Here is a 19,218-nt window from a genome sequence, read left to right as displayed (position 1 = left end):
TGGCGGTATGGAAGAAACCATTTACAATGCTTTTGGATGGATAACAAAATCGGGTACGCTGAGCCTCAATAGCCAGTGGATTTATAAAAGCTATGAATATGATGTAAGCGGCAGGAAAAAACGGGAAAGCGAACCCCATAACGGTTCCCCCAACCAATGGAATACCTACACGTTCGATGAATATGGGCGACCGGTCACCCAAACCTTGTATACGGGCAAAAACATCAATTACACCTATTCGGGATTATCCACAACGGTGAACGATGGTACAAAAAGCGTTACCTCTACCCTTGATGCCTTGGGCAACACGGTACAACTACAAGATCCGGGGGGCAGTATCGATTATACCTATTTTGCGAATGGTACGTTAAAGACTGCAGATTATGGCGGTAATGTGGTCACCGTGGGGATAGATGGTTGGGGGCGTAAGACCAGCCTCAATGATCCTTCGGCGGGCAATTATACCTATGAATACAATGACTTTGGGGAATTATTGGAAGAAACCACACCCAAGGGAACGACCACCTATGTTTACGATGCTTTTGGAAAGGTGACATCCAAAACTATGACCGGAGACCTTACGGACCATAGCTTAAACTATGTGTACGACAACGCCACAAAGCAGGTAAAGACCATAAATGGATTGGACAATACCAATACGGCCCGAGCCTATACGTACCAGTACACCTACGATACCTATCAGCGCCCTGCTACCATAAAGGAGAATACAGGATTTGCAAGCTTTGAACAACGCTTTACCTACGATGGGTACGGAAGGGTATCTAAAGAAACCATGATTTCCAATCTCACGGGAGGGGCCTCCAAAACCTTGGTGACCCGTAATGAATATGATACTTCTGGGATTTTAACGGAAATTTGGAACGATGGTACACCGGATAAACTATGGGAGCTCGCTAGCATTAATGCTAGGGGGCAGGCCCTAACGGTCAATTTGGGCAATGGCATTACCAAGACCAAAGTGTACGATGCCTATGGGTATCTGACCAAGATCGAAGATAAGGAAAGCGGCACCAACCCCACGGTGGCATTGCATATGGAGTATGATTTTCACCAACAACGGGGCATTCTCAACAGCCGTGAGAATTTTGGGTTTAACTGGCAGGAGACCTTTACCCATGACAACCAAGATCGCCTAACAGGTATCAGTGGGGATGTGGCCCATACCAAAACATACCTGAACAATGGGAACATTGCGACAAATTCTGCCCTTGGGGATTACGAATATGGGGATACCAGTAAAAAGTACAGGCTTACGGAGATTGACCCCAATACCACAGGTGCAACCTATTTTGAACAACATCCTACCCAACAGATCAGTTACAATGCTTTTAAAAAACCTATCGACATACATCAAACCGGTCATGGTAGGGTAAGTTTTGAGTACGGTCCACTAATGAACCGTAGTACCGCCTATTACGGAGGAGAAGATGAAGATAAGGCCCTACGTAGGTATAAAAAGCACTATTCTGCGATTATTCCTGTGGAGATTGTTGAGGATACCCAGGCCAATACTACCAAGATCATTACGTATGTGGCGGGGGATGCCTACACGGCCCCTATTGCCCATATTAAGACCACTGGTACAGGAGCTGTAGACGAATACCACTACCTACATCGTGATTATCTGGGAAGCATTTTGGCCATTACCGATGCTGATGGGGATGTGAAGGAAGAGCTACATTTTGGAGCTTGGGGCTCCGTAGATCAATTTATGGACAGTGGTGGCGGTACCACTTTTGGTCATGATTCCCTTTTGGGCAGGGGCTATACGGGCCACGAGCACTTTTTTGAGGTAAGCCTTATCCATATGAACGGCCGTATGTACGATGCCCAGTTAGGGCGCTTTTTAAGCCCGGACAATTTTGTACAAGACCCTTACAATACACAGAACTATAATAGGTATGGGTATGTAATGAATAGCCCTTTGAGGTATACTGATACGAGTGGGGAATTATTATTTTCTGTCATTCTTGTTGGAGCGTTAATTGGCGCGGCAACTGCTGGTGCTGCATATATTGGTTCTGCAATAAAAACAGGGTCATGGAATTGGGGAGATTTTGGAATTTCTCTTTTGGGAGGCGCGGCAATAGGTGCATTAACGGCGGGACAATTGCCAGCTAGCATAAGTATTAGTTATGTCACCTCGACAGTGGTTGGAGGTTTGGCAGCTGGGGTATTACCAAGCTTAAATTTAGGTATTGGAAATTGGAATTTTGGAATTTCCCCTGCTATTGCGTTTGGAAAGGCCGGGGGAATAGGTGCTAATTTATCGGTTGGTTTTAATGATGGAAATTTCAGTGCTTCGGCTGGTATTGGAGCTAGTTTTTATGGTTCAGCCTTTGGCACGGGAAAAAGTGGATGGGAGTTTAGAAAATCTTGGGGGGTAAACTGGGACGATGGCAAAAATGGTTTTGGTATATATAGTACCAAATATTCCAGTGGTGAAACATCACAGACTCTAGGAGGTTTTAACTATAGAAATGGAGATTTCAACTTACGATATGAAAATGATTTTATTGAAACTCCGTTAGTAGGCATAGGAAAAGTTCTTGCAGATGGTTATGATAGATATAGAACTACTGCAGCTTCTGTGGGATGGAAAGAATTTAGTTTAAATTTAAAGATGTTTACGGGAGACCCAACTAAAGATTCAGGTGGAATTATTGCTGGAGACGAGTTTTATCCTGGTGCCTCACCTTATGGAGGCCCAAACGGCAGTTATCAGGGTGCTAATGCTAATAAATATAGATTAGGGTTTATGTCGGTCGGTTATAAAGGATATCAAATGGGAAGAAATAGTGAAGTAATTAGGAATTTTTGGCAAAATTCGGTTATTCATGATAATATAAAGGTGCCAAGGTTTCCTGTATCTCCTCTAGCTCCTAATGAAACTATTTTTCAATATCAATCCTCGAATCGATTCTCGCTATGGTAAATAAATTTGCATTTTTGATTGTAATCGCAATCATAGTACTAAGTTGTGCAAGTAGATATCCAGTAGGAAAAATGACTTTTTTGCACAAAGAAGGAGGTTCTTATAACGGAATCCCCAGAATTCAAGGTTTTTATCATGTGTCTTTAAAGGGAAAAAGTAATATTGCCTTTATTCTTTACGAAGATAATTCTGTTTTATTTTTCAATAAAGAGAATTATGACGCTAAATTCTTATTTAACAACTTTGAAAAAGGAACTGATTTAAAAAGTAGTATGTGGGGAGTGAGCAAATTTTATGAAGATTCTTTAAAAATACAACATTTTGGAAAAGCAGGATTTTCAAAACTATTTGTATTCGAAGATACATTTTTAATAGTAGATGAAAGAACGTTAAAACATATAAGAACTAGGAGTCTTGTAGACTCCCAACCTGATATTGAATATGATATACCGATGACATATCAGTTTCATGAACTGAATAAGAAACCAGATTCTTCTAATTGGTTGAGTAAATTGAGAAAGTGAGTGATTTAATAATGATTTTAGTATTACTATCCCCCCGCTCCCGCCAGTTTATAACTGGTGGCAGATATGAGTAAGCAACACGAGAACCAATCTAGTTTTATGTATTGGTGTTTTGTCAATTCAAACAGCGCATCCGTCCATTCTGTAAACTATTCATACGGCGGATATGTTATTCTTGCTTTATGAGCAGGAACTATAAGTTTCATAATAAGGCCGGTGCTTACTTTGTATCGTTTGCCACGGTGTACTGGATAGACGTTTTTACGCGACAGCTGTATCTGGACATTCTTGTGGAAAGCTTACAATATTGTAGGATGAATAAAGGAATGGAAGTCTATGCCTACTGCTTTATGCCCAGCCATGTCCATTTCATATTCCGTTCGACAAGGGAAGATCCTTCGGGAGTATTGCGCGATTTCAAGAGGTTTACTTCAAGGAAAGTGATACGTACAATTGAGGAAAACCCTCAAGAAAGCAGGAAAGAATGGTTGCTTTGGATGTTTGGGCGGGCCGGTAAAAAGAAAGGCAATATTGTGAAGTATCAGTTCTGGCAGCACCATAACAATCCCATCGCCTTATGGAGTGCAAAGATCATTGGGCAAAAAATCGATTATGTTCACAATAATCCAGTTGTATCAGGTTTTGTGACCATGTCGGCTGACTGGAAGTACAGCAGCGCAAGAAATTTTGCAGGAGACCATACGGTGATGGAAATCGATACCATTGGTTTTTTGGGCTGATTTATTTTATATTGTTTGGCCACCAGTTGCAAACTGGCGGTAGCCGGGGCCTAAAAGGACAATATTTTGCAATAACAAATACACAAGTAGGCACCGATGTACCTGTTCTTGGAGTCTACTTTGACGATGCATCAGTATTTAAACAAGTAGAGACATGGTATTTAAAATACCACATACAAAATCAGCCTCAATATGAAAATCCTTGGAAAAATTAAACTTATAGCTTCAATAGTTGTTTTAATTCTAATTTCTATTTTTTGTTACAATAAGTATTCTCTTTATGATCAATTTTTTGACGAAGAAATTTTGAAGAATCTTTCTGATGGTCTTGGTAGATATACTCTCTCATATTTAGATAAAAACCTTGAGAATGATTCTGAAATATTGAATAAAAGTGAATTTGAAAAAATGAAATCATGGCTCGAAACAAATATGGTTTTGAAGGAAGATGAAGCTAAGATTTTGAACTTTGGTTATTCAATTAAGTATCTTCCAGAGGAAGAAATTTATATTTGTTGCCTACATGGTCCAGATAGAAAAGAAAGTGATTTAAACTATGTAGTACCTGAAAATTTAAAATCACAGATAACAGATTTTGAGGATATACCCTCGTTTTCTTCTTTTTTATTTAAATCAAATGATTTTGATATTATTTTATTTGGATACAAATCTGATAACATTCCCCGCTCCCGCCAGTTTACTTCAGCAAGCTCAGTTTATTTTTTGAGCTGTCCAAACTTACTTTCCTTTGGACTTTAATACCAGAACTTCCTCGCTTAACCGTTCTATCTCTTTTTGTTGCTGAATCGTATACAACATAAGCTCCTCGATTTTTTGCAGGAGTTTTGCATTCATCTCACCTAAATGAACACCATTTTCTTCCACTTCCTTCGCACTGGGAATATCCTGTAGATGTCCTTTGTGGGCAATGTGCGCTTCTACTTCTTGTAATGTTGGTAGTTCGTAGTTGTTTTCAAAGACAAAATCGGGCCAGCCGATTAAATCCACTTTTACTTCTTTAGTGTGGATGTTGCCGTTTACGGCAAGTCGCGTATCTGGAGTGGTTGTTCCTATTCCAATATTGCCGTTGCTATCAAAAACCATGGCATTTGAACCATTGTGATAATTATATACACTTAGTTTATCTTGATGTGGATAATGGGACAAGAGTCCCCAAGTATCGGTTCCCGCATCTTGAAATCTGATAATTGATGGTCTTCCGTTCGTAGAGGAATTGATGTGTATCTCGGCATTGTCATCGGCTACTGATTTTACTTCAAGTTCTGCTGAAGGATCAGACGTTCCTATGCCAAGTGAACCAGAGTTTGTTAATGATAGTTTTGTTACATAGTCATCTGCTTCATAGTGCTTCCAATTAATGGCCAATCCGTTATACATGACTTGATAATAGTTGGCACCATCAACCTTGAACCGATAACCCATTTCAGAATGGTCGGTTCCGTCAAAAGCCAAGGAAACACCTTCATTTTTTGTGGCATTCGAAACGGAAGTAATGGTTATTGGAGCCCACGTTTGTGATGCTCCAATGGCTAATTGCCCTGTAGTATAATTGTTCCCAGAACTCGTCCATTGAGATTGCAACTGGGAACAAAATAGTATAGCGGTTGAAAAAAACAGTAATGTTTTCATTGTATTTATTTAATCGAATTTCGGGTTATGTTCACTAGCTACAGTGTAAGGCTATAAGTGTGCTATATTACAAATATAAATAATAGGTGTCACAATCTATAGGATTTATCTTATACGATATTAAAAAAGATACTGCATACAAAACTTACCAAACAAACAATCTTTTACAAGGGATACAAATTGTATCTTTTCATTTTTTCTTAATTATTTTAGTGTAAATTGGTTTTATGAAAACGAAAATTAAGAACGTATTCGTGGAAGGCGCCATAAGTCCCAACTTTATCGCTGATTCCATTGCCAAACACCAATCAAAAACCCAAATAGGGGCTCACGATATTTTTTTGGGGCAAGTACGGGCCGATGACATAGATGGAAAAGCAGTAAGTGCCATTGAATACAACGCTTACGAAGAAATGGCGAACAAAAAATTTCATGATATTAAAGAAACCACCTTTTCAAAGTTTGATATTACCTGTATGCATATCTACCATAGTTTGGGAAAAGTTGGGGTGGGTGAGTTGTGTCTCTTTGTTTTTGTTTCCTCCCCGCACCGTAGGGTAGCGTTTGAGGCACTTGAATATGTCGTAGAGGAAATCAAGGCGCATGTGCCCGTCTTTGGAAAAGAGCTTTTTGAGGACGATTCGTACCAATGGAAAGTAAATACTTAGATTATGGTAGACATTACACAAAAGCAACCTACCCATAGAACTGCCATTGCACAAGCTATTGTTAAAGTAAGTTCTACCGTTACTATTGATGCCATTAAAAAAGGTGCGGTTCCAAAAGGAGATGTGTTTTCAATGAGTAGGGCGGCGGGTTTTTTAGGAGTGAAAAAAACAGCCGATTTGTTACCGGACTGTCATCCTTTGCCCGTTGAACATTGTAGCATTGATTATGAAATCAATGAACTGGATATTACGGTAAAGGTCTTGGTGAAGACGTTCTACAAAACAGGTGTCGAGGTAGAGGCCATGCACGGCGCAAGTGTTGTGGCTTTAAATATGTACGATATGCTCAAACCTATTGACAAAGGTGTGGAAATCCATCAAATAAGGCTCTTGAAAAAAACAGGCGGCAAATCAGATATTAACAATGCGTAAAGTTTCATAAAAAATTTCCAGTTATATCGTTTTTGTTCTAATTTCAAGTTGATTTATTGCTATGCTCTGAACATGAATAACCCCAAACGAGTAATTGTCGATTATAAAAAACTGACCCCAGAAGTACTGAAACTTTTGGTAGAACGGTATCCAGACGGATATGGTGACAGCGATATCATCAATTTTAAAAACCTGAAAGGAGAAGCCATCGAAGCTGTTGAAGTTTGCAAGGACGACACCAAGTATCTGGTCAAAATAAGTTCAAAACTAGAGCGTAGCATGGCCAATTTTGATGATGATACCGAGGTTTCCGATGCAGGGGATATGGAAGATTTTCCCAATGCAGATTTTGCTGAATCCGAAGAAGAATAAGGAACTAAACTGTATCCTTTAAATTATCCAACATCTCTTCCGTAGTTTTTTCCAAATCAAATTCAGGTTGCCAGTTCCAATCCCTTTTGGCAGCACTATCATCAATACTACTGGGCCAAGAATCAGCAATTTGCTGGCGAAAATCAGGATTGTAGGATATTTCAAAATTGGGGATATGCTTCCGGATGTTTTGAGCAACCTCTTTGGGTGTAAAACTCATGCTTCCTAAATTATAGGAAGACCTAACACTAAGTTTTTCGGAAGGACTTTCCATCAAATTTATTGTGGCCCGTATGGCATCGTCCATGTACATCATGGGTAATTTAGTAGCTTCGTTCAAGAAACATTCATACGACTCCTTTTTCAGGGCTTCATGGTATATGTCTACAGCATAATCCGTAGTACCGCCCCCGGGCATGGTTTTCCAACTAATTAGACCAGGGTAGCGTACACTTCGTACATCCACATCAAATTTCTTAAAATAATACTCGCACCAACGCTCCCCGGATTGCTTGCTTATCCCGTACACCGTACTAGGTTCCATTATGGTGCTTTGCATGGTGTTTTCTTTTGGGGTATTGGGTCCAAAGACCGCTATGCTCGATGGCCAAAAAATCTTGCTTATCTTTTTCTCCTTTGCTAAGTTGAGCACATTAAAAAGCGAGTTCATGTTCAAGTTCCAAGCGCGCATCGGAAATTTTTCCGCGGTAGCACTCAACATAGCGGCCATGAGATAAACTTCATCAATTTCGTAATGCATCACCACATCTTCAATGGCTTCGTAATTGGTAGCGTCCAAAAGTTCAAAAGGCCCAGACTGCATAAGGCTTTCACCACCTTCCCTAATATCACTGGCGACTACGTTTTCAGAACCATACCTGGCCCGTAATTCAATAGTGAGTTCTGTGCCTATCTGACCACATGCACCAAGAATAAGAATGGATTTTTGCATTTAAATTGGAGTTAATAAAATTTGGCGATAAAGATAGCCTTTATTAAAATTTGTACATTCGCTTATGCGAAAATTGTCATACCTTTTGGTTATTGCATTGTCCTTGTCGGCATGTAGGGATAGTGGTGATGGTACTGAAGAGATTCAGGAAGAAGAACGGTTTTTCAACTATCAGAAAATGCCAAAAAAACTAGCGATAAATTCGGTAGCGACCCCAATGGTCGATGAGTGGGCGGAATTCCAAGAACTATCAAGCAGTTTTGATGTGCTCTACAAAGCAAAAAATGATGAAGACTTGCTTTTGGCCATTGACGACCTTATCGAAAAAGAAAAGCTGTTGGCAAAAGGAACCTATCCAGAACTGTTCGATAAACTTCAGATTAAAAGCCGACAGCGTGTGCTAAAAACGTATATGATAAAGGTAAAAGCGGCCATTCTGAGCAAAAATGATACGGCAGAGCCTACAAAAGAAATGATAGAAGCCTATAATGCACTTCGGAATCAGTTCAATGTCATCGTAAACAACCCTCTGGATAAAAAACTAATTTTAGATGAAGAATAGCATCACTTTCTTGGTAGTATTGATATGCGGCTTTATGGCAAAAGCACAGACCAATGAGAAAAGTAGTATTGACAATGTATTGAATGCATGGCATCTTGCTGCTGCCAGTGCCGATTTTGATGCTTATTTTGATAAAATGACCGAAGATGGTGTTTTTATTGGAACAGATGCTACGGAAAATTGGCAAAACGAAGCCTTTAAAGCATTTTCAAAACCTTATTTTGATAAAGGGAAAGCTTGGAACTTTACAGCGGTCGAGCGAAATATCTATGTTGACGATTCTAATGAAATTGCTTGGTTTGACGAACTGTTGGATACACAAATGAAGCTGTGTCGAGGTTCTGGTGTCGTAAAGAAAATAAACGGTGATTGGAAAATTGCCCATTACGTGCTCTCCATTGCCGTACCCAATGAAAATGTTTCAGAACTTATCCAGATTAAAAAAGAAAAGGACAGCCTATTGCTTATCGAACTTAAAAAGCAAAAGTGATTTGGAATACTCTTATTTATTGACCTTCGGGTTTTTCTTTTCTGGATTCCAAAGCTTGCTTGCTCAAACTGGCCAGATTAAAATTGGGGTCAATTTTTAAAGCTTCATCAATAGAAGCAATGGCACTGTCTATTTTGGTCTTGTCCTTATTGTATTCCACAAGGCCCTTTAAATGATAAAATGCTGCTTTTAATGCGACTTCGTAGGGTTGTTGTCTTTCATAAAAGGCATATTTCATGTCGTCCTTGGCATTGGCAATACCGTACTCTATGTTTACGGAAGCACCCTCGTTATTTCCGGTTTGTATTTTTAAGTCTGCCAGTTCATAGGCCAAATAGGCAGAAGGCTTACGTTTGAACAGTATTTCAAAATGTTCCAATGCTCTTTTTGGTTGATTTAATGCTTTTAAGGAAACGGCCTTTACTTGTACCGACAAATCGGAATCGTCATCTTTTTTCTCGATCCCAATAGTGTTCAATGCCTGCATATGCTGGTTGTTGTTCATATAGACAAATGCCAACGTATCTTTTCTTTCTTTGCTAGGGGAGAGCACATTAAGATGTGTCAAGGAATTGATTACCCCATTGACATCTCCTTGCAATCGCATTTCTTTGTAAAAATTCTGATAGTGTTCAAGAAGCTCGTTTTTGGTCTGTGAAATAGCGGTAAAGCATACGAACGTTAACAACAATACAACGACTTTTTTCATTTTCTCGGGTTTGGAGCGGCTAAACTAAAAAAATAATTGATATCGTGCTGTTAAAGAATGCTATAAGAATCAAAAACAAGAACCAACATAATGGTATTGTTCAATTAAGAACATACTTAACCAAAATACCTATTTGTTGGATTTCTGCTTTATAACGCTAACAAGGCCACGTCTTTGTTTGTATATTGTTTAAGTAAGGTGGCATAAAAAGCAAGTGTGCTCACATCTTCCGTTAAGCAAGCCTTTAAAAAGGAGCTCAGATTTTTATAATGTAGATTTAAGGGCATTGTGGAAACCACCGTATTGATTTTTTTTGGATCGTACTCATGATCGTTGAGCACAACATCCATTTTTATACGCTGCCTATGATAATCTATCTCTACATCCGCTGCATTGTAGTGCTTTCTTAGAATTGATTTATGTAAATCTTGAAATCTTGAGGTTATGTTTTTTCTTGTACTACTTTCTGTAATCAAATCATCCATCGCCATCAAGATTCTTGTTGTTAATCTTGAATTTCCCATGACATTAATAAATTAATCTGCTACAAAGGTAAAATCAAGATTTATAATTAGTTTAAAATCAGTTAATTAATTAACTTAAAATTGTCTTAATTGTTGTGAAACATCAGTTTTGCAATGTCAGTCACGAGATTATGGAAGTGTAGAAAATATGGTTTTTATGAAGATAGTTATTACTGCGTATAATTTTCCCCGGTTTGCTTGTGAACTCGTCAGAATATTCTGGGATGTTTAGGCCACGTTTTATGGCTTCATTGGTATAGTATTCCTTCTTGCTGGGATGCAACGGATAGACTCCATTAAAGACTTCGCTCCAATAATTGTTTTCGATAATGGTATCTATTAGATGTATACAGTCTTTTAGATGGATTAAATTAACGGGATCATTCCCATTCTTGAGGTTCTGCCTGCGGGATAGCATCGTAACCGGATGTCTAGTCGGTCCGATCAATCCGCCAAAACGAATTATTGTACTCTCCAGTGCTCCATCATTGATAAATAACTGTTCACATTGTAGCAATTGCTTTCCAGATTCTGTTACGGGCTCTGGTCTGGTCTCTTCCGTAACCTCACCTTCTACATCACCATACACCGAGGTGCTGCTTACAAAAATGAGTTTAACTACAGCGCTTTTCTTTACTGCACTGTATAAAAGTCTTATTTTTTCAATATAACTCTCTTTATTCGCCCCTCTAAGTTTTGGGGGAACATTTAGAATCAAGACATCTATATGGGACAAAAAGTTTTGAATATCTCCTTCAATTTTAGTGACTGATAAAGAGATGTGATAAGGAACGATCCCTTCTTGTTTTAGTTCCCTTAACTTTTGCTCAGAAGTAGTAGTGCCGTGTACTTCATATTTTTTGCTTACAAAATGCTTCGCTAATGGTAAACCCAGCCAACCACAACCCAAAATACCGATTTTCTCAATCAAATTTCATCGTTTTGGTGACCAAGATAGCATCATTTAATACAAAAGGCATAGGAATACTGTTTTTAGGTCTTTCGGGAACTCCAAATTTTTTGTTTGTCAACAAATCATTGGAAGCTTCATAAATGGTAATATCTAGAATGGAATCTTTTGGGAAACTCAACTCAAGTTCCGTGTAGTCGTTATCGCTTATGTAATGCGTAATCAATCTTCTTTTTCGGTTTTCAAGAAAATAATCGGAAAGGACCACATTGTTTATCTTGGCAGCATTAAGTTTTAGAATATTGGTGTAAATATCCAATCGATTGACTGCTCGCTTGGGCGTAATACACAGATCAAGAATTCGTTCCTCGCCTATGACCGTGTCCCTAAGCGTATCTATCCATGGTGCTTGCACGTTTTTTCTGGGTGCATTGGCAACATACGTGAACTTAGTTCTGTATTTGCTTGGTATAGTTTTTAGTTCGCCAGCTTTTGGAACTGTTTTATCAGGTCCAATTAATTGATTGTTCCAATCTATGAGTTGATTGTCATAGGTGGCCCAGATAGCGGAATCGGTATCTGCATCGTAAACATAGAGCAAACTGCTGGGTTTTGGTCGTTCTTCGTTAAAGTCCGATTTAATATGCCCAGAAATACTAAATACTAGAAACAAGAATAAGCTCAGATATGCTAATCGGTCCTTCTTCAGTTGATTTAAAAAAGGAAGCGTTATGAAGAACAAGAGTGTGGTGAAAACAGTGGCTGCGACCATCATTTTTAATCCAAGTCCTACGGGGAACATTTTTATAAATGGAGCAAATATAAAAACTCCGGGAAGGGTTAGAAATACCAATAAGAACGGATTGGGCTTATCTTGATTTATGACTACCATGAATGCTACCAGAAGACTAAATACAGGTACTACAAAAAAACTGGCCCCTTGCAAATAAGCTGCCATAAGTCCGCATAGTAACAACCAAATTATAATAGGAGCTACCAAAAGGTCTTGGGTGTTTGTTTTTCGGAACTTATGATATGTCCAAAAACAAATGGTCAAAGAAAGCAATACATAGACCAAAATATAGGTATGCCCGTTGTAGGTAAACCCATGAAGCATATCTTTAAACCCTGGATACCACCATGTAATGGCAGTCCAAGCAAAGTATCCTATTATCCCATTTAAGACCAAGCAGATTAAAAGTGGCAAGAATCCTTTTATGGTTCCCATTAAGGAAAGCCTTCCTTTTTTGAAACCTGCAAAGAGCAGTAGTAAAAAGGCAATGATAGCGATACCGAACATGGGCCAAATCCATTCAAAAGGATACGAAATCAACTTGAAAAAGGGAATGTTGAAATACACTAGGTCATCCAAGCTTTTCAAGTTGTTCAAATCGGTTTCACTAAAATAATGGAGCAATGGCATCAGATAGCTTCCTTGATGTGCCAAGGATGTTCTGTCCAATCGTTCATAGGTGTCCAGAGCGGTATGATAATCGAAATGGTCATCGATAAATGCAAAATTAAAACCTTCAATATCCGCATCTTCCCTAAAAACGGTCAAATCGGTATCGTTGGGCAACATTTTGTAAATACTGTATGCCAAAGAATTTGCTACAGGATACTCAGGATTTGCCTTTGTAAATTCCTTTATCAACGTTCCGTTCCCCCTGTTGGTTTCAATGAGCATATAGCTGGGACCTCCGCTACCGCGTGCTTCAAAATTAAGAACAAGTCCAACATCTTCTGCCCAAGGGTGCTTGTCGACAAACAAATCTGCACCATTGAGCCCTAATTCTTCAGCATCGGTGATTAAAATGATAATATCATTCTTTGGAGTCTTATTTTCTGCAAGAAATGCCCGCACCCCTTCTAGAATGGTAGCTACACCACTGGCAGCATCACTGGCTCCAAAAGAAGAATGTGGGCTGCTATCATAATGCGACATTAGCAACAGTGCCTTTCCTTGTTCAGAACCTTCAATCCTTGCCATGATATTAGTGGCCTTGCTCAGATTGGCCCAATCACCTGCCGTGTAACCTTCTTGGGTATTGGTCTCTAATCCAAGTTTTTTGAGTTCGGCAATAATGTAAGTTTTGGCATTCGAGTGCCCAGGGAAGCCTACCGCATGGGGTTCTTTGGAGAGATTTTTAACATGTTCCAATGCCCTATCCGTTGAAAAACTGTGCAAGGCTATATCAGCATCACTCTGGTATGACGGCATCAAAGATTTATAACTCCAATAAATGGCCAGAAAAAGTAATAGAAGTGCGAGGGTTTTAGAAAACTTCATGGTTTGATTAAGTTGTATATAAATGTATGAAATTATGAAAGGTTCTCATATAAAAGGGGAAATACTTAAATAATTCGTTAAATTTTCCTATATTTAGTAATCAACCCAAAAAAAGTAACGATATGGCTATCAAGAGTTTTCAAGGTGCTAGATCTAAAGATGCCTCAAAAAAAGAATACAAAGCCCCAATACTTGTGGAGGACTATATGACAAAGAAGTTGGTTACTTTTTCACCGGAACAATCTATTTTAGAAGTCATGGAGGCATTTGCAAAATACCACATATCCGGTGGTCCTGTACTTGATCAAAATGGATTTTTGGTCGGTATTATTTCTGAAGCCGATTGTATGAAGCAAATCTCGGAAAGTAGATATTTTAACCAGCCCATTCTTGACAAAAGTGTGGAACGCTACATGACCAAAGATGTGGAAACCATACCACACGATACCAGTATTTTTGATGCCGCTGGTGTTTTCGATATACACAACAGGCGAAGGCTTCCGGTAATGAAAAACGATATTCTGGTCGGTCAAATAAGTAGAAAGGACATTGTGGTAGCAGCATTAAAGTTAAGTGCTCAAAACTGGAAATAAATACTTTGTCATTTTTCTTATTCCCGCTTTACGATCATATAACGGTCGTTGTCAAGAGGTAAATAACCAAGGTCATACACAAAATAATACGTGCTTCCTTTTTTGGTGGTATAAAGATTGGTAATATATTCAAAGTCAAAACCTTTGTCTACCAACCTCATTTTGGTGGTAGTTGTTTTTCCGTCTTTTAAAGTAAAACTATCCAATACCCTATAATTCTTTCGGAGCCTGTTATTAATGTTGCGGACCAAATTTTTACTGTCCTTGTTCAACCTGTTGTTATAGGCATTTCTGCAATGGTCGGAGCAATATTTTTTATCGACCCTTCCCATTAGTTTTTCACCACATTCCAAACATTCTTTTGTCAAAGTTTAACCCTTTTGTAATTGAACTTGATTTCTTCGGGGTTATTTGCTTCGCCACTGATCATGGCATAGATGTTTACTTCGTTATTCTCGATTCTTTCAAAAGTAAATCCTTCGAAATATACACGATTTTCATCCACTTTTACCAGTTTGAAGGATTGTACTTCATTTTTTTCCTCCCAGCCCTTTAGGTCATTGTTGAAATGTTTCAATTCAAAAACCAAGGTTCCACCTATTTCCCTAATATGTCCCGTTTCGTAAAAATTGACTTTATCATCCATTACATGTTTGAAAACAAACATCATTGAACCGCCAAATGGTGGGCTCCATATTTCTTCCGCAATTCCCCCAAAGGCTTCTCCTTTCCAATGGCCCTCCATCCAAGAAACGATGGTGAGTGTGGCTTTTGGTGAAAGCTCACCGTTTTTTAAGGATAAGGTGTTCTGCGCTTTTACAGAGACGGTCACAAATAGGCATAGCATAAAATACTGTCGCATCATTTACGTTTTATTTGATTAATATAAAATTGAACATTGCGTTTCATTCTATTTTATGAAGGCATCAATGTTCTAACAGTACGACGTTTTCAGCGAGGTTAATTGGACAGCTATACTATTTTTATTTCATATTTCTTCAAAAGACCGGATAGCCCGTTTTTAGAAAATTTGGCTTTTTTCAGTTGATTTTTTTCTGGGTCGATGGTATAGTTGAAGGAAGTACTCAGGTCTGCACCTTCAAGTATCGTTTGAAAGAAGATGGCTTTTTCTAAATTACAATTTTGGAGTTTGGCTGATGTCAAATCGGTTCCGGTAAAATCTGTTTCTAAGAGGCTACAACCTGAAAATAACGTTCCCTTTAATCCAACTTGATAAAAAGAGGTCAAATGTAAATTACAGTTATCAAACTGAACGGACAACAAGAACTCGTTACAATCTTCAAACCGGAGGCCAATGAGCTTAGAATCCTTAAATAGGGACTCTTTAAAAGTAGTATGGCTTATGTTCGCATTGGTTAGGTCACAAGCAACAAATTCACACTCCATAAAGTTCTGGTTGTCCAAATACGCATTTGTAAATGTGCAATTCGTAAAAATACAGTTTTCATAGTCTGCTTTGGGCAACCGATTTTTAGTATAATCAATACCTACAAATTCTTGATCCGCAATAAATGAATCCTTCATAAGCAATATCTAGTCTTCCAATAGAATGGCCGGTAGTTTTAGTGCACCGTACAAATCATTGTAGCTGTCCATTTCATTCGTAACAATGGTGCTTTTTTCATTCTCAAATACCTTCCATTGTGCCAAAAGATCACGTAATCGCTCTTTGGCTCCTTCTGTTACTTGGGGTTCCGAGGAATCAACAAAGCCTTTTAAATGCATAAAATCCGCGTTGAGCTGGTTGTTGAAATTAATCACATCCTGAAACGTTTTTTGCTTAGGTTGGATGAGCTTTTCCTCCCATGTTTCAATTCTTTTTATCAATGAATCACCAAGTTTAACAAGTTCTTCCGCATCATCGTTGTCTTTTAGAAGTTTTTTATAAGCTTTTAATTGTGATTTTGCAGAACGCATCTGGTTGACGGCTTCATGCATGGAACGAAGCGTATTTTCAATTTGGTTCAAAACCTCTTGTTGTTCTGCATATTCCGCTTCAGAAGCCTTGATTTTTGGATTGGGTAAAATCGTGACCATAGTTTCTACAGTTTCATCTTCTAATGTTAAACGTAAGGTATAATCACCTGGTGCTACACTTGCGCCGCTATAATTTCCAAAAACAAATACGTTATCTATAGCAGGAATAGGATCTTTGCTAAAATCCCATGTAAAACGGTTAAACCCTTTTTTTGAAGGAAGTACAACAGGTTTTGGTGGACCTCCGGGCCATGATTTAAAATTTTCAGGTTTTTTATTTGTCAAGGTTCGGATTATTTTTCCATTTTGAAGCACTTCGAGTTTCAAGTCTAGGGAATCTGCTTCTTTCGGTAAATAATAGTCAAAGGTTACACCCTGCTTCGGGTTTTGTCCTAATCCGGGAACAGGTTTTTCCGGGCTTCCACCAAAAATTCTGTAGGTGTCCTTTGGTTTGAAGATTTTCAATTCTTCCGTAGTGTCAAAACTATTTTGAATTGCTCCTAAATCATCCAAAATCCAAAAAGAACGTCCAGCGGTGGCCGCCACCAAATCGTTATCTTGAATCACTAGGTCATTGATGGGAACTATAGGGAGATTCAGTTGAAACTGTTGCCAGTTTTTGCCATCATCCAGAGAAACATAAAGACCTGTTTCTGTGCCCGCATACAACAAACCTTTTTTCTTTTTGTCCTCACGAACAACGCGAACAAAGGTATGCTTGTCTTTAAAACCGTTTGTGATTTTCGACCAGGTTTTCCCGTAATCATTTGTTTTAAAGATATAGGGTTTTAAGTCCATAAATTTGTAGCGCATTACGGTCATGTAGGCCGTTGCTGGGTCATGTGGCGATATTTCGATACTGTTAATGATGCCTTCCGATAGACTCGGGGGAGTAACGTTCTCCCAGTTTGCGCCACCATCTTTGGTAATATGCACAAGGCCATCATCGCTACCGGCGTAAAGTACGCCTTGTTCATGGGGCGATTCAACCAAGTACATCAAGGTATTATAGTTTTCACCTCCCGCGGCTTCATTGGTATAAGGACCGCCACCCGGACCTTGTTTTTCAATTTCGTTTCTAGTCAAATCCGGACTTACTACATCCCAACTTTGCCCTCCGTCTGTTGTTTTAAAAACAACGTTGCCTGCATGGTAGATGGTATTCCTGTCATGGGGCGAACTGATGATCGGTGCGTTCCAGTTGTATCGAAACTTAAAGTCTTTAGGTACTTTTCCTAACCCTAATTCGGGATATGCTTTAATGGCTTTTCCTTCTCTAGAAGCTTTTATCCATCGTTCAATGATACCTTGGTAACAACCTCCGTAAACAACCTCGGGGTTATCCGGATCAAAAGCCAAATAGGCACTTTCGCAACCTGCAACGGAATACCAATCCTTCCAATCTATTCCGTTATCGTTGGTTCTGCTTGCAATAGCGATGGCCGAATTGTCCTGCTGGCCTCCATAGACATTATAAGGTACCAAATTATCGGTAATGACCCGATAAAATTGCGATGTGGGTTGATTTTGCTGTGTACTCCAACTTTTACCTCCATTGTTGGAAACATTGGCACCTCCATCGTTGGAGTTTATCATTTTGGAGTTGTCGTAGGGATTGATCCATAAATGGTGGTTGTCTCCGTGTGGCGTAGGTAATGGCTTGAATGTTTTACCGCCATCTATAGATTTGGTGACCGGAGCATTCAATACATAGACGATATTTTCATTTTGGGGGTCTGCGAAGATTTCCATGTAATACCAAGACCGGGCAATGTTGATTCGGTCCGAATTGATTTGCTTCCATTTTTTTCCGGCATCATCACTTCTGTAAACACCACCTTTTTTGTCTCCGGCTTCAATTACTGCGAAAACGCGCTCAGGATTTGCCCGTGAAACTGAAATCCCTGCTTTTCCGAATTCTTCCGGTAACCCTTCTTCCAATTTTTTCCATGTTGTGCCACCATCAGTCGATTTATGGATTCCAGAAGAAGCTCCACCAGATTCCATAGTCCACGGATAGCGTCTGTGCTGCCACATAGCCGCGTAGAGAATCAAAGGGTTTTTCATATCCATGGATAACGAAGAAGCTCCAGTGTTCTCATCCACAAAAAGTACATTTTCCCAAGTAGTTCCTCCATCCAAGGAGCGATAAATACCTCTTTCTTTTGAAGCTCCATACTGTGCACCCTGCGCAGCCACAAAAATGATATCAGGATTTTTAGGATCAATAATGACATCTGAAATGTGTCGGGTTTCATCCAATCCAATGTGTTTCCAGGTTTTTCCGGCATCGGTAGATTTATAAACCCCGTCTCCCATGGATGTCATTACCCCTCTTGCAGCATGTTCACCCATTCCGACGACTATAATATTTGAATTGCTTTCGGAAACGGCAATTGCTCCAACAGTTCCTGTACTGAGTTGTCCATCTGAAACATTTTTCCAAGTGATACCGTCATCAACAGTTTTCCATATGCCTCCACCTGTAGAACCCATATAATAGGTCATGGGTTGGTCTATAACGCCAGAGGAAGCAACGCTTCGCCCTCCCCTAAAAGGACCAATGTTTCGCCATTTTAAACCATGATAGGTAGAATCGTTAAGAACAATGTTTGGCGTTGTTGCTTTCTTCTTTCTACGTTGCGCTTCACTTTGAAAAGAGATAAGCAACAGAACAACTAGGAGTAATCGGAGTACTTTCATTTTGGTTTGATTTAGCTAGTGGTAAGATACGAAAACGGAACTTTATTGTTAACAAAAAGATAAACCTCGTTTTTTATTTGGAACAATCGTTCCGTTATTTATATGTTTGTATTGGAATGATTGTTCCAAATAAAATTAAAAACTT

At 39.1% G+C, this 19,218-nt stretch carries 20 protein-coding genes; 10 read left to right on the top strand and 10 right to left on the bottom strand.

The annotated features are described in order from the left end of the window. The first annotated feature begins 7 nt into the window (after positions 1-7). From LV716_RS06150 to LV716_RS06135, 4 genes are all read left to right on the top strand, one after another. The gene (locus LV716_RS06150) at positions 8-2,956 is read left to right on the top strand and encodes a polymorphic toxin type 23 domain-containing protein (RefSeq protein WP_233759248.1); all 2,949 of its coding nucleotides are present in this window, start codon (positions 8-10) and stop codon (positions 2,954-2,956) included. Further along, positions 2,950-3,480 carry a hypothetical protein gene (locus tag LV716_RS06145; protein WP_163416878.1) on the top strand — a complete coding sequence of 177 codons (531 nt, stop codon included), beginning with the start codon at positions 2,950-2,952 and terminating at the stop codon, positions 3,478-3,480. The genes LV716_RS06150 and LV716_RS06145 overlap by 7 nt, the downstream gene beginning before the upstream one ends. A gap of 182 nt (positions 3,481-3,662) precedes the next feature. Then, positions 3,663-4,220 carry a transposase gene (locus tag LV716_RS06140; protein ID WP_163416877.1) on the top strand — a complete coding sequence of 186 codons (558 nt, stop codon included), beginning with the start codon at positions 3,663-3,665 and terminating at the stop codon, positions 4,218-4,220. A 192-nt stretch (positions 4,221-4,412) separates the two neighbouring features. After that, positions 4,413-4,979, top strand: a complete 567-nt coding sequence (locus tag LV716_RS06135; protein WP_163416876.1) for a hypothetical protein — start codon at positions 4,413-4,415, stop codon at positions 4,977-4,979. Here LV716_RS06135 and LV716_RS06130 read toward each other — a convergent pair. Then, on the bottom strand, positions 4,959-5,870 hold the full coding sequence (locus LV716_RS06130) for a hypothetical protein (protein WP_163416875.1): 912 nt from the start codon (positions 5,868-5,870) through the stop codon (positions 4,959-4,961). The genes LV716_RS06135 and LV716_RS06130 overlap by 21 nt on opposite strands. A 227-nt stretch (positions 5,871-6,097) precedes the next feature. Here LV716_RS06130 and LV716_RS06125 point away from each other — a divergent pair, with 227 nt between their 5' ends. From LV716_RS06125 to LV716_RS06115, 3 genes are all read left to right on the top strand, one after another. Beyond that, entirely contained in the window at positions 6,098-6,538 is a 441-nt protein-coding gene (locus LV716_RS06125) for a molybdenum cofactor biosynthesis protein MoaE (RefSeq protein WP_205600105.1), read from the top strand. 3 nt (positions 6,539-6,541) lie between these two features. After that, positions 6,542-6,970: a cyclic pyranopterin monophosphate synthase MoaC gene (gene moaC / locus LV716_RS06120; protein WP_163416874.1), complete on the top strand. Its 429-nt coding sequence runs from the start codon at positions 6,542-6,544 to the stop codon at positions 6,968-6,970. Positions 6,971-7,042: 72 nt separating this feature from the next. Continuing rightward, entirely contained in the window at positions 7,043-7,342 is a 300-nt protein-coding gene (locus tag LV716_RS06115; protein ID WP_163416873.1) for a hypothetical protein, read from the top strand. A 4-nt stretch (positions 7,343-7,346) separates the two neighbouring features. Here the strand turns inward: LV716_RS06115 and LV716_RS06110 are convergent, their stop codons facing one another. Next, the gene (locus tag LV716_RS06110; RefSeq protein WP_163416872.1) at positions 7,347-8,294 is read right to left on the bottom strand and encodes an NAD-dependent epimerase/dehydratase family protein; all 948 of its coding nucleotides are present in this window, start codon (positions 8,292-8,294) and stop codon (positions 7,347-7,349) included. Between the two features lie 64 nt (positions 8,295-8,358). Here LV716_RS06110 and LV716_RS06105 point away from each other — a divergent pair, with 64 nt between their 5' ends. Then, positions 8,359-8,856 (top strand): hypothetical protein, encoded by a 498-nt coding sequence (locus LV716_RS06105; RefSeq protein WP_163416871.1) that lies wholly within the window; start codon positions 8,359-8,361, stop codon positions 8,854-8,856. Further along, positions 8,846-9,346 (top strand): nuclear transport factor 2 family protein, encoded by a 501-nt coding sequence (locus tag LV716_RS06100; protein WP_163416870.1) that lies wholly within the window; start codon positions 8,846-8,848, stop codon positions 9,344-9,346. The genes LV716_RS06105 and LV716_RS06100 overlap by 11 nt, the downstream gene beginning before the upstream one ends. Before the next feature lie 16 nt (positions 9,347-9,362). Here LV716_RS06100 and LV716_RS06095 read toward each other — a convergent pair whose 3' ends face one another. The 4 genes from LV716_RS06095 to LV716_RS06080 form a co-directional block, all read right to left on the bottom strand. Further along, a complete protein-coding gene (locus LV716_RS06095) occupies positions 9,363-10,055 on the bottom strand; it encodes a hypothetical protein (protein WP_163416869.1) in 693 nt (230 codons plus the stop codon). Between the two features lie 149 nt (positions 10,056-10,204). Further along, positions 10,205-10,579, bottom strand: coding sequence for a hypothetical protein (locus LV716_RS06090; protein ID WP_163416868.1), 375 nt, complete (start codon positions 10,577-10,579; stop codon positions 10,205-10,207). Positions 10,580-10,700: 121 nt separating this feature from the next. Further along, a complete protein-coding gene (locus LV716_RS06085; RefSeq protein ID WP_163416867.1) occupies positions 10,701-11,510 on the bottom strand; it encodes an SDR family oxidoreductase in 810 nt (269 codons plus the stop codon). Next, complete coding sequence (locus tag LV716_RS06080) at positions 11,503-13,779, bottom strand: M20/M25/M40 family metallo-hydrolase (RefSeq protein ID WP_163416866.1); 2,277 nt, start codon at positions 13,777-13,779, stop codon at positions 11,503-11,505. Before LV716_RS06080 ends, LV716_RS06085 begins: the two co-directional genes overlap by 8 nt. 122 nt (positions 13,780-13,901) lie before the next feature. Here LV716_RS06080 and LV716_RS06075 point away from each other — a divergent pair, with 122 nt between their 5' ends. Next, positions 13,902-14,372: a CBS domain-containing protein gene (locus tag LV716_RS06075; protein ID WP_163416865.1), complete on the top strand. Its 471-nt coding sequence runs from the start codon at positions 13,902-13,904 to the stop codon at positions 14,370-14,372. Between the two features lie 17 nt (positions 14,373-14,389). Here the strand turns inward: LV716_RS06075 and LV716_RS06070 are convergent, their stop codons facing one another. The 4 genes from LV716_RS06070 to LV716_RS06055 form a co-directional block, all read right to left on the bottom strand. Next, positions 14,390-14,740 carry a hypothetical protein gene (locus LV716_RS06070; RefSeq protein WP_163416864.1) on the bottom strand — a complete coding sequence of 117 codons (351 nt, stop codon included), beginning with the start codon at positions 14,738-14,740 and terminating at the stop codon, positions 14,390-14,392. Further along, positions 14,737-15,234, bottom strand: coding sequence for a DUF6265 family protein (locus LV716_RS06065; RefSeq protein WP_205600119.1), 498 nt, complete (start codon positions 15,232-15,234; stop codon positions 14,737-14,739). The genes LV716_RS06070 and LV716_RS06065 overlap by 4 nt, the downstream gene beginning before the upstream one ends. 110 nt (positions 15,235-15,344) lie before the next feature. After that, positions 15,345-15,917 carry a pentapeptide repeat-containing protein gene (locus LV716_RS06060; RefSeq protein WP_163416862.1) on the bottom strand — a complete coding sequence of 191 codons (573 nt, stop codon included), beginning with the start codon at positions 15,915-15,917 and terminating at the stop codon, positions 15,345-15,347. Between the two features lie 9 nt (positions 15,918-15,926). Beyond that, positions 15,927-19,073: a glycosyl hydrolase gene (locus tag LV716_RS06055; protein WP_163416861.1), complete on the bottom strand. Its 3,147-nt coding sequence runs from the start codon at positions 19,071-19,073 to the stop codon at positions 15,927-15,929. Positions 19,074-19,218 lie beyond the last annotated feature (145 nt).

The sequence above is a fragment of the Flagellimonas sp. HMM57 genome, from assembly GCF_021390175.1.
Taxonomy (GTDB): Bacteria; Bacteroidota; Bacteroidia; order Flavobacteriales; family Flavobacteriaceae; genus Flagellimonas.
The sequence above is the reverse complement of the archived record's forward strand: the minus strand, read 5'-3'. Positions and strand labels throughout refer to the sequence as shown.

Bases quoted from the DNA above. Each gene is read 5' to 3' on its own strand.
- LV716_RS06150 (WP_233759248.1), top strand. From the start codon at position 8: ATGGAAGAAACCATTTACAATGCTTTTGGATGGATAACAAAATCGGGT.
- LV716_RS06145 (WP_163416878.1), top strand. From the start codon at position 2,950: ATGGTAAATAAATTTGCATTTTTGATTGTAATCGCAATCATAGTACTA.
- LV716_RS06140 (WP_163416877.1), top strand. From the start codon at position 3,663: ATGAGCAGGAACTATAAGTTTCATAATAAGGCCGGTGCTTACTTTGTA.
- LV716_RS06135 (WP_163416876.1), top strand. From the start codon at position 4,413: ATGAAAATCCTTGGAAAAATTAAACTTATAGCTTCAATAGTTGTTTTA.
- LV716_RS06130 (WP_163416875.1), bottom strand. From the start codon at position 5,870: ATGAAAACATTACTGTTTTTTTCAACCGCTATACTATTTTGTTCCCAG.
- LV716_RS06125 (WP_205600105.1), top strand. From the start codon at position 6,098: ATGAAAACGAAAATTAAGAACGTATTCGTGGAAGGCGCCATAAGTCCC.
- moaC (WP_163416874.1), top strand. From the start codon at position 6,542: ATGGTAGACATTACACAAAAGCAACCTACCCATAGAACTGCCATTGCA.
- LV716_RS06115 (WP_163416873.1), top strand. From the start codon at position 7,043: ATGAATAACCCCAAACGAGTAATTGTCGATTATAAAAAACTGACCCCA.
- LV716_RS06110 (WP_163416872.1), bottom strand. From the start codon at position 8,294: ATGCAAAAATCCATTCTTATTCTTGGTGCATGTGGTCAGATAGGCACA.
- LV716_RS06105 (WP_163416871.1), top strand. From the start codon at position 8,359: ATGCGAAAATTGTCATACCTTTTGGTTATTGCATTGTCCTTGTCGGCA.
- LV716_RS06100 (WP_163416870.1), top strand. From the start codon at position 8,846: ATGAAGAATAGCATCACTTTCTTGGTAGTATTGATATGCGGCTTTATG.
- LV716_RS06095 (WP_163416869.1), bottom strand. From the start codon at position 10,055: ATGAAAAAAGTCGTTGTATTGTTGTTAACGTTCGTATGCTTTACCGCT.
- LV716_RS06090 (WP_163416868.1), bottom strand. From the start codon at position 10,579: ATGGGAAATTCAAGATTAACAACAAGAATCTTGATGGCGATGGATGAT.
- LV716_RS06080 (WP_163416866.1), bottom strand. From the start codon at position 13,779: ATGAAGTTTTCTAAAACCCTCGCACTTCTATTACTTTTTCTGGCCATT.
- LV716_RS06075 (WP_163416865.1), top strand. From the start codon at position 13,902: ATGGCTATCAAGAGTTTTCAAGGTGCTAGATCTAAAGATGCCTCAAAA.
- LV716_RS06065 (WP_205600119.1), bottom strand. From the start codon at position 15,234: ATGCGACAGTATTTTATGCTATGCCTATTTGTGACCGTCTCTGTAAAA.
- LV716_RS06060 (WP_163416862.1), bottom strand. From the start codon at position 15,917: ATGAAGGATTCATTTATTGCGGATCAAGAATTTGTAGGTATTGATTAT.
- LV716_RS06055 (WP_163416861.1), bottom strand. From the start codon at position 19,073: ATGAAAGTACTCCGATTACTCCTAGTTGTTCTGTTGCTTATCTCTTTT.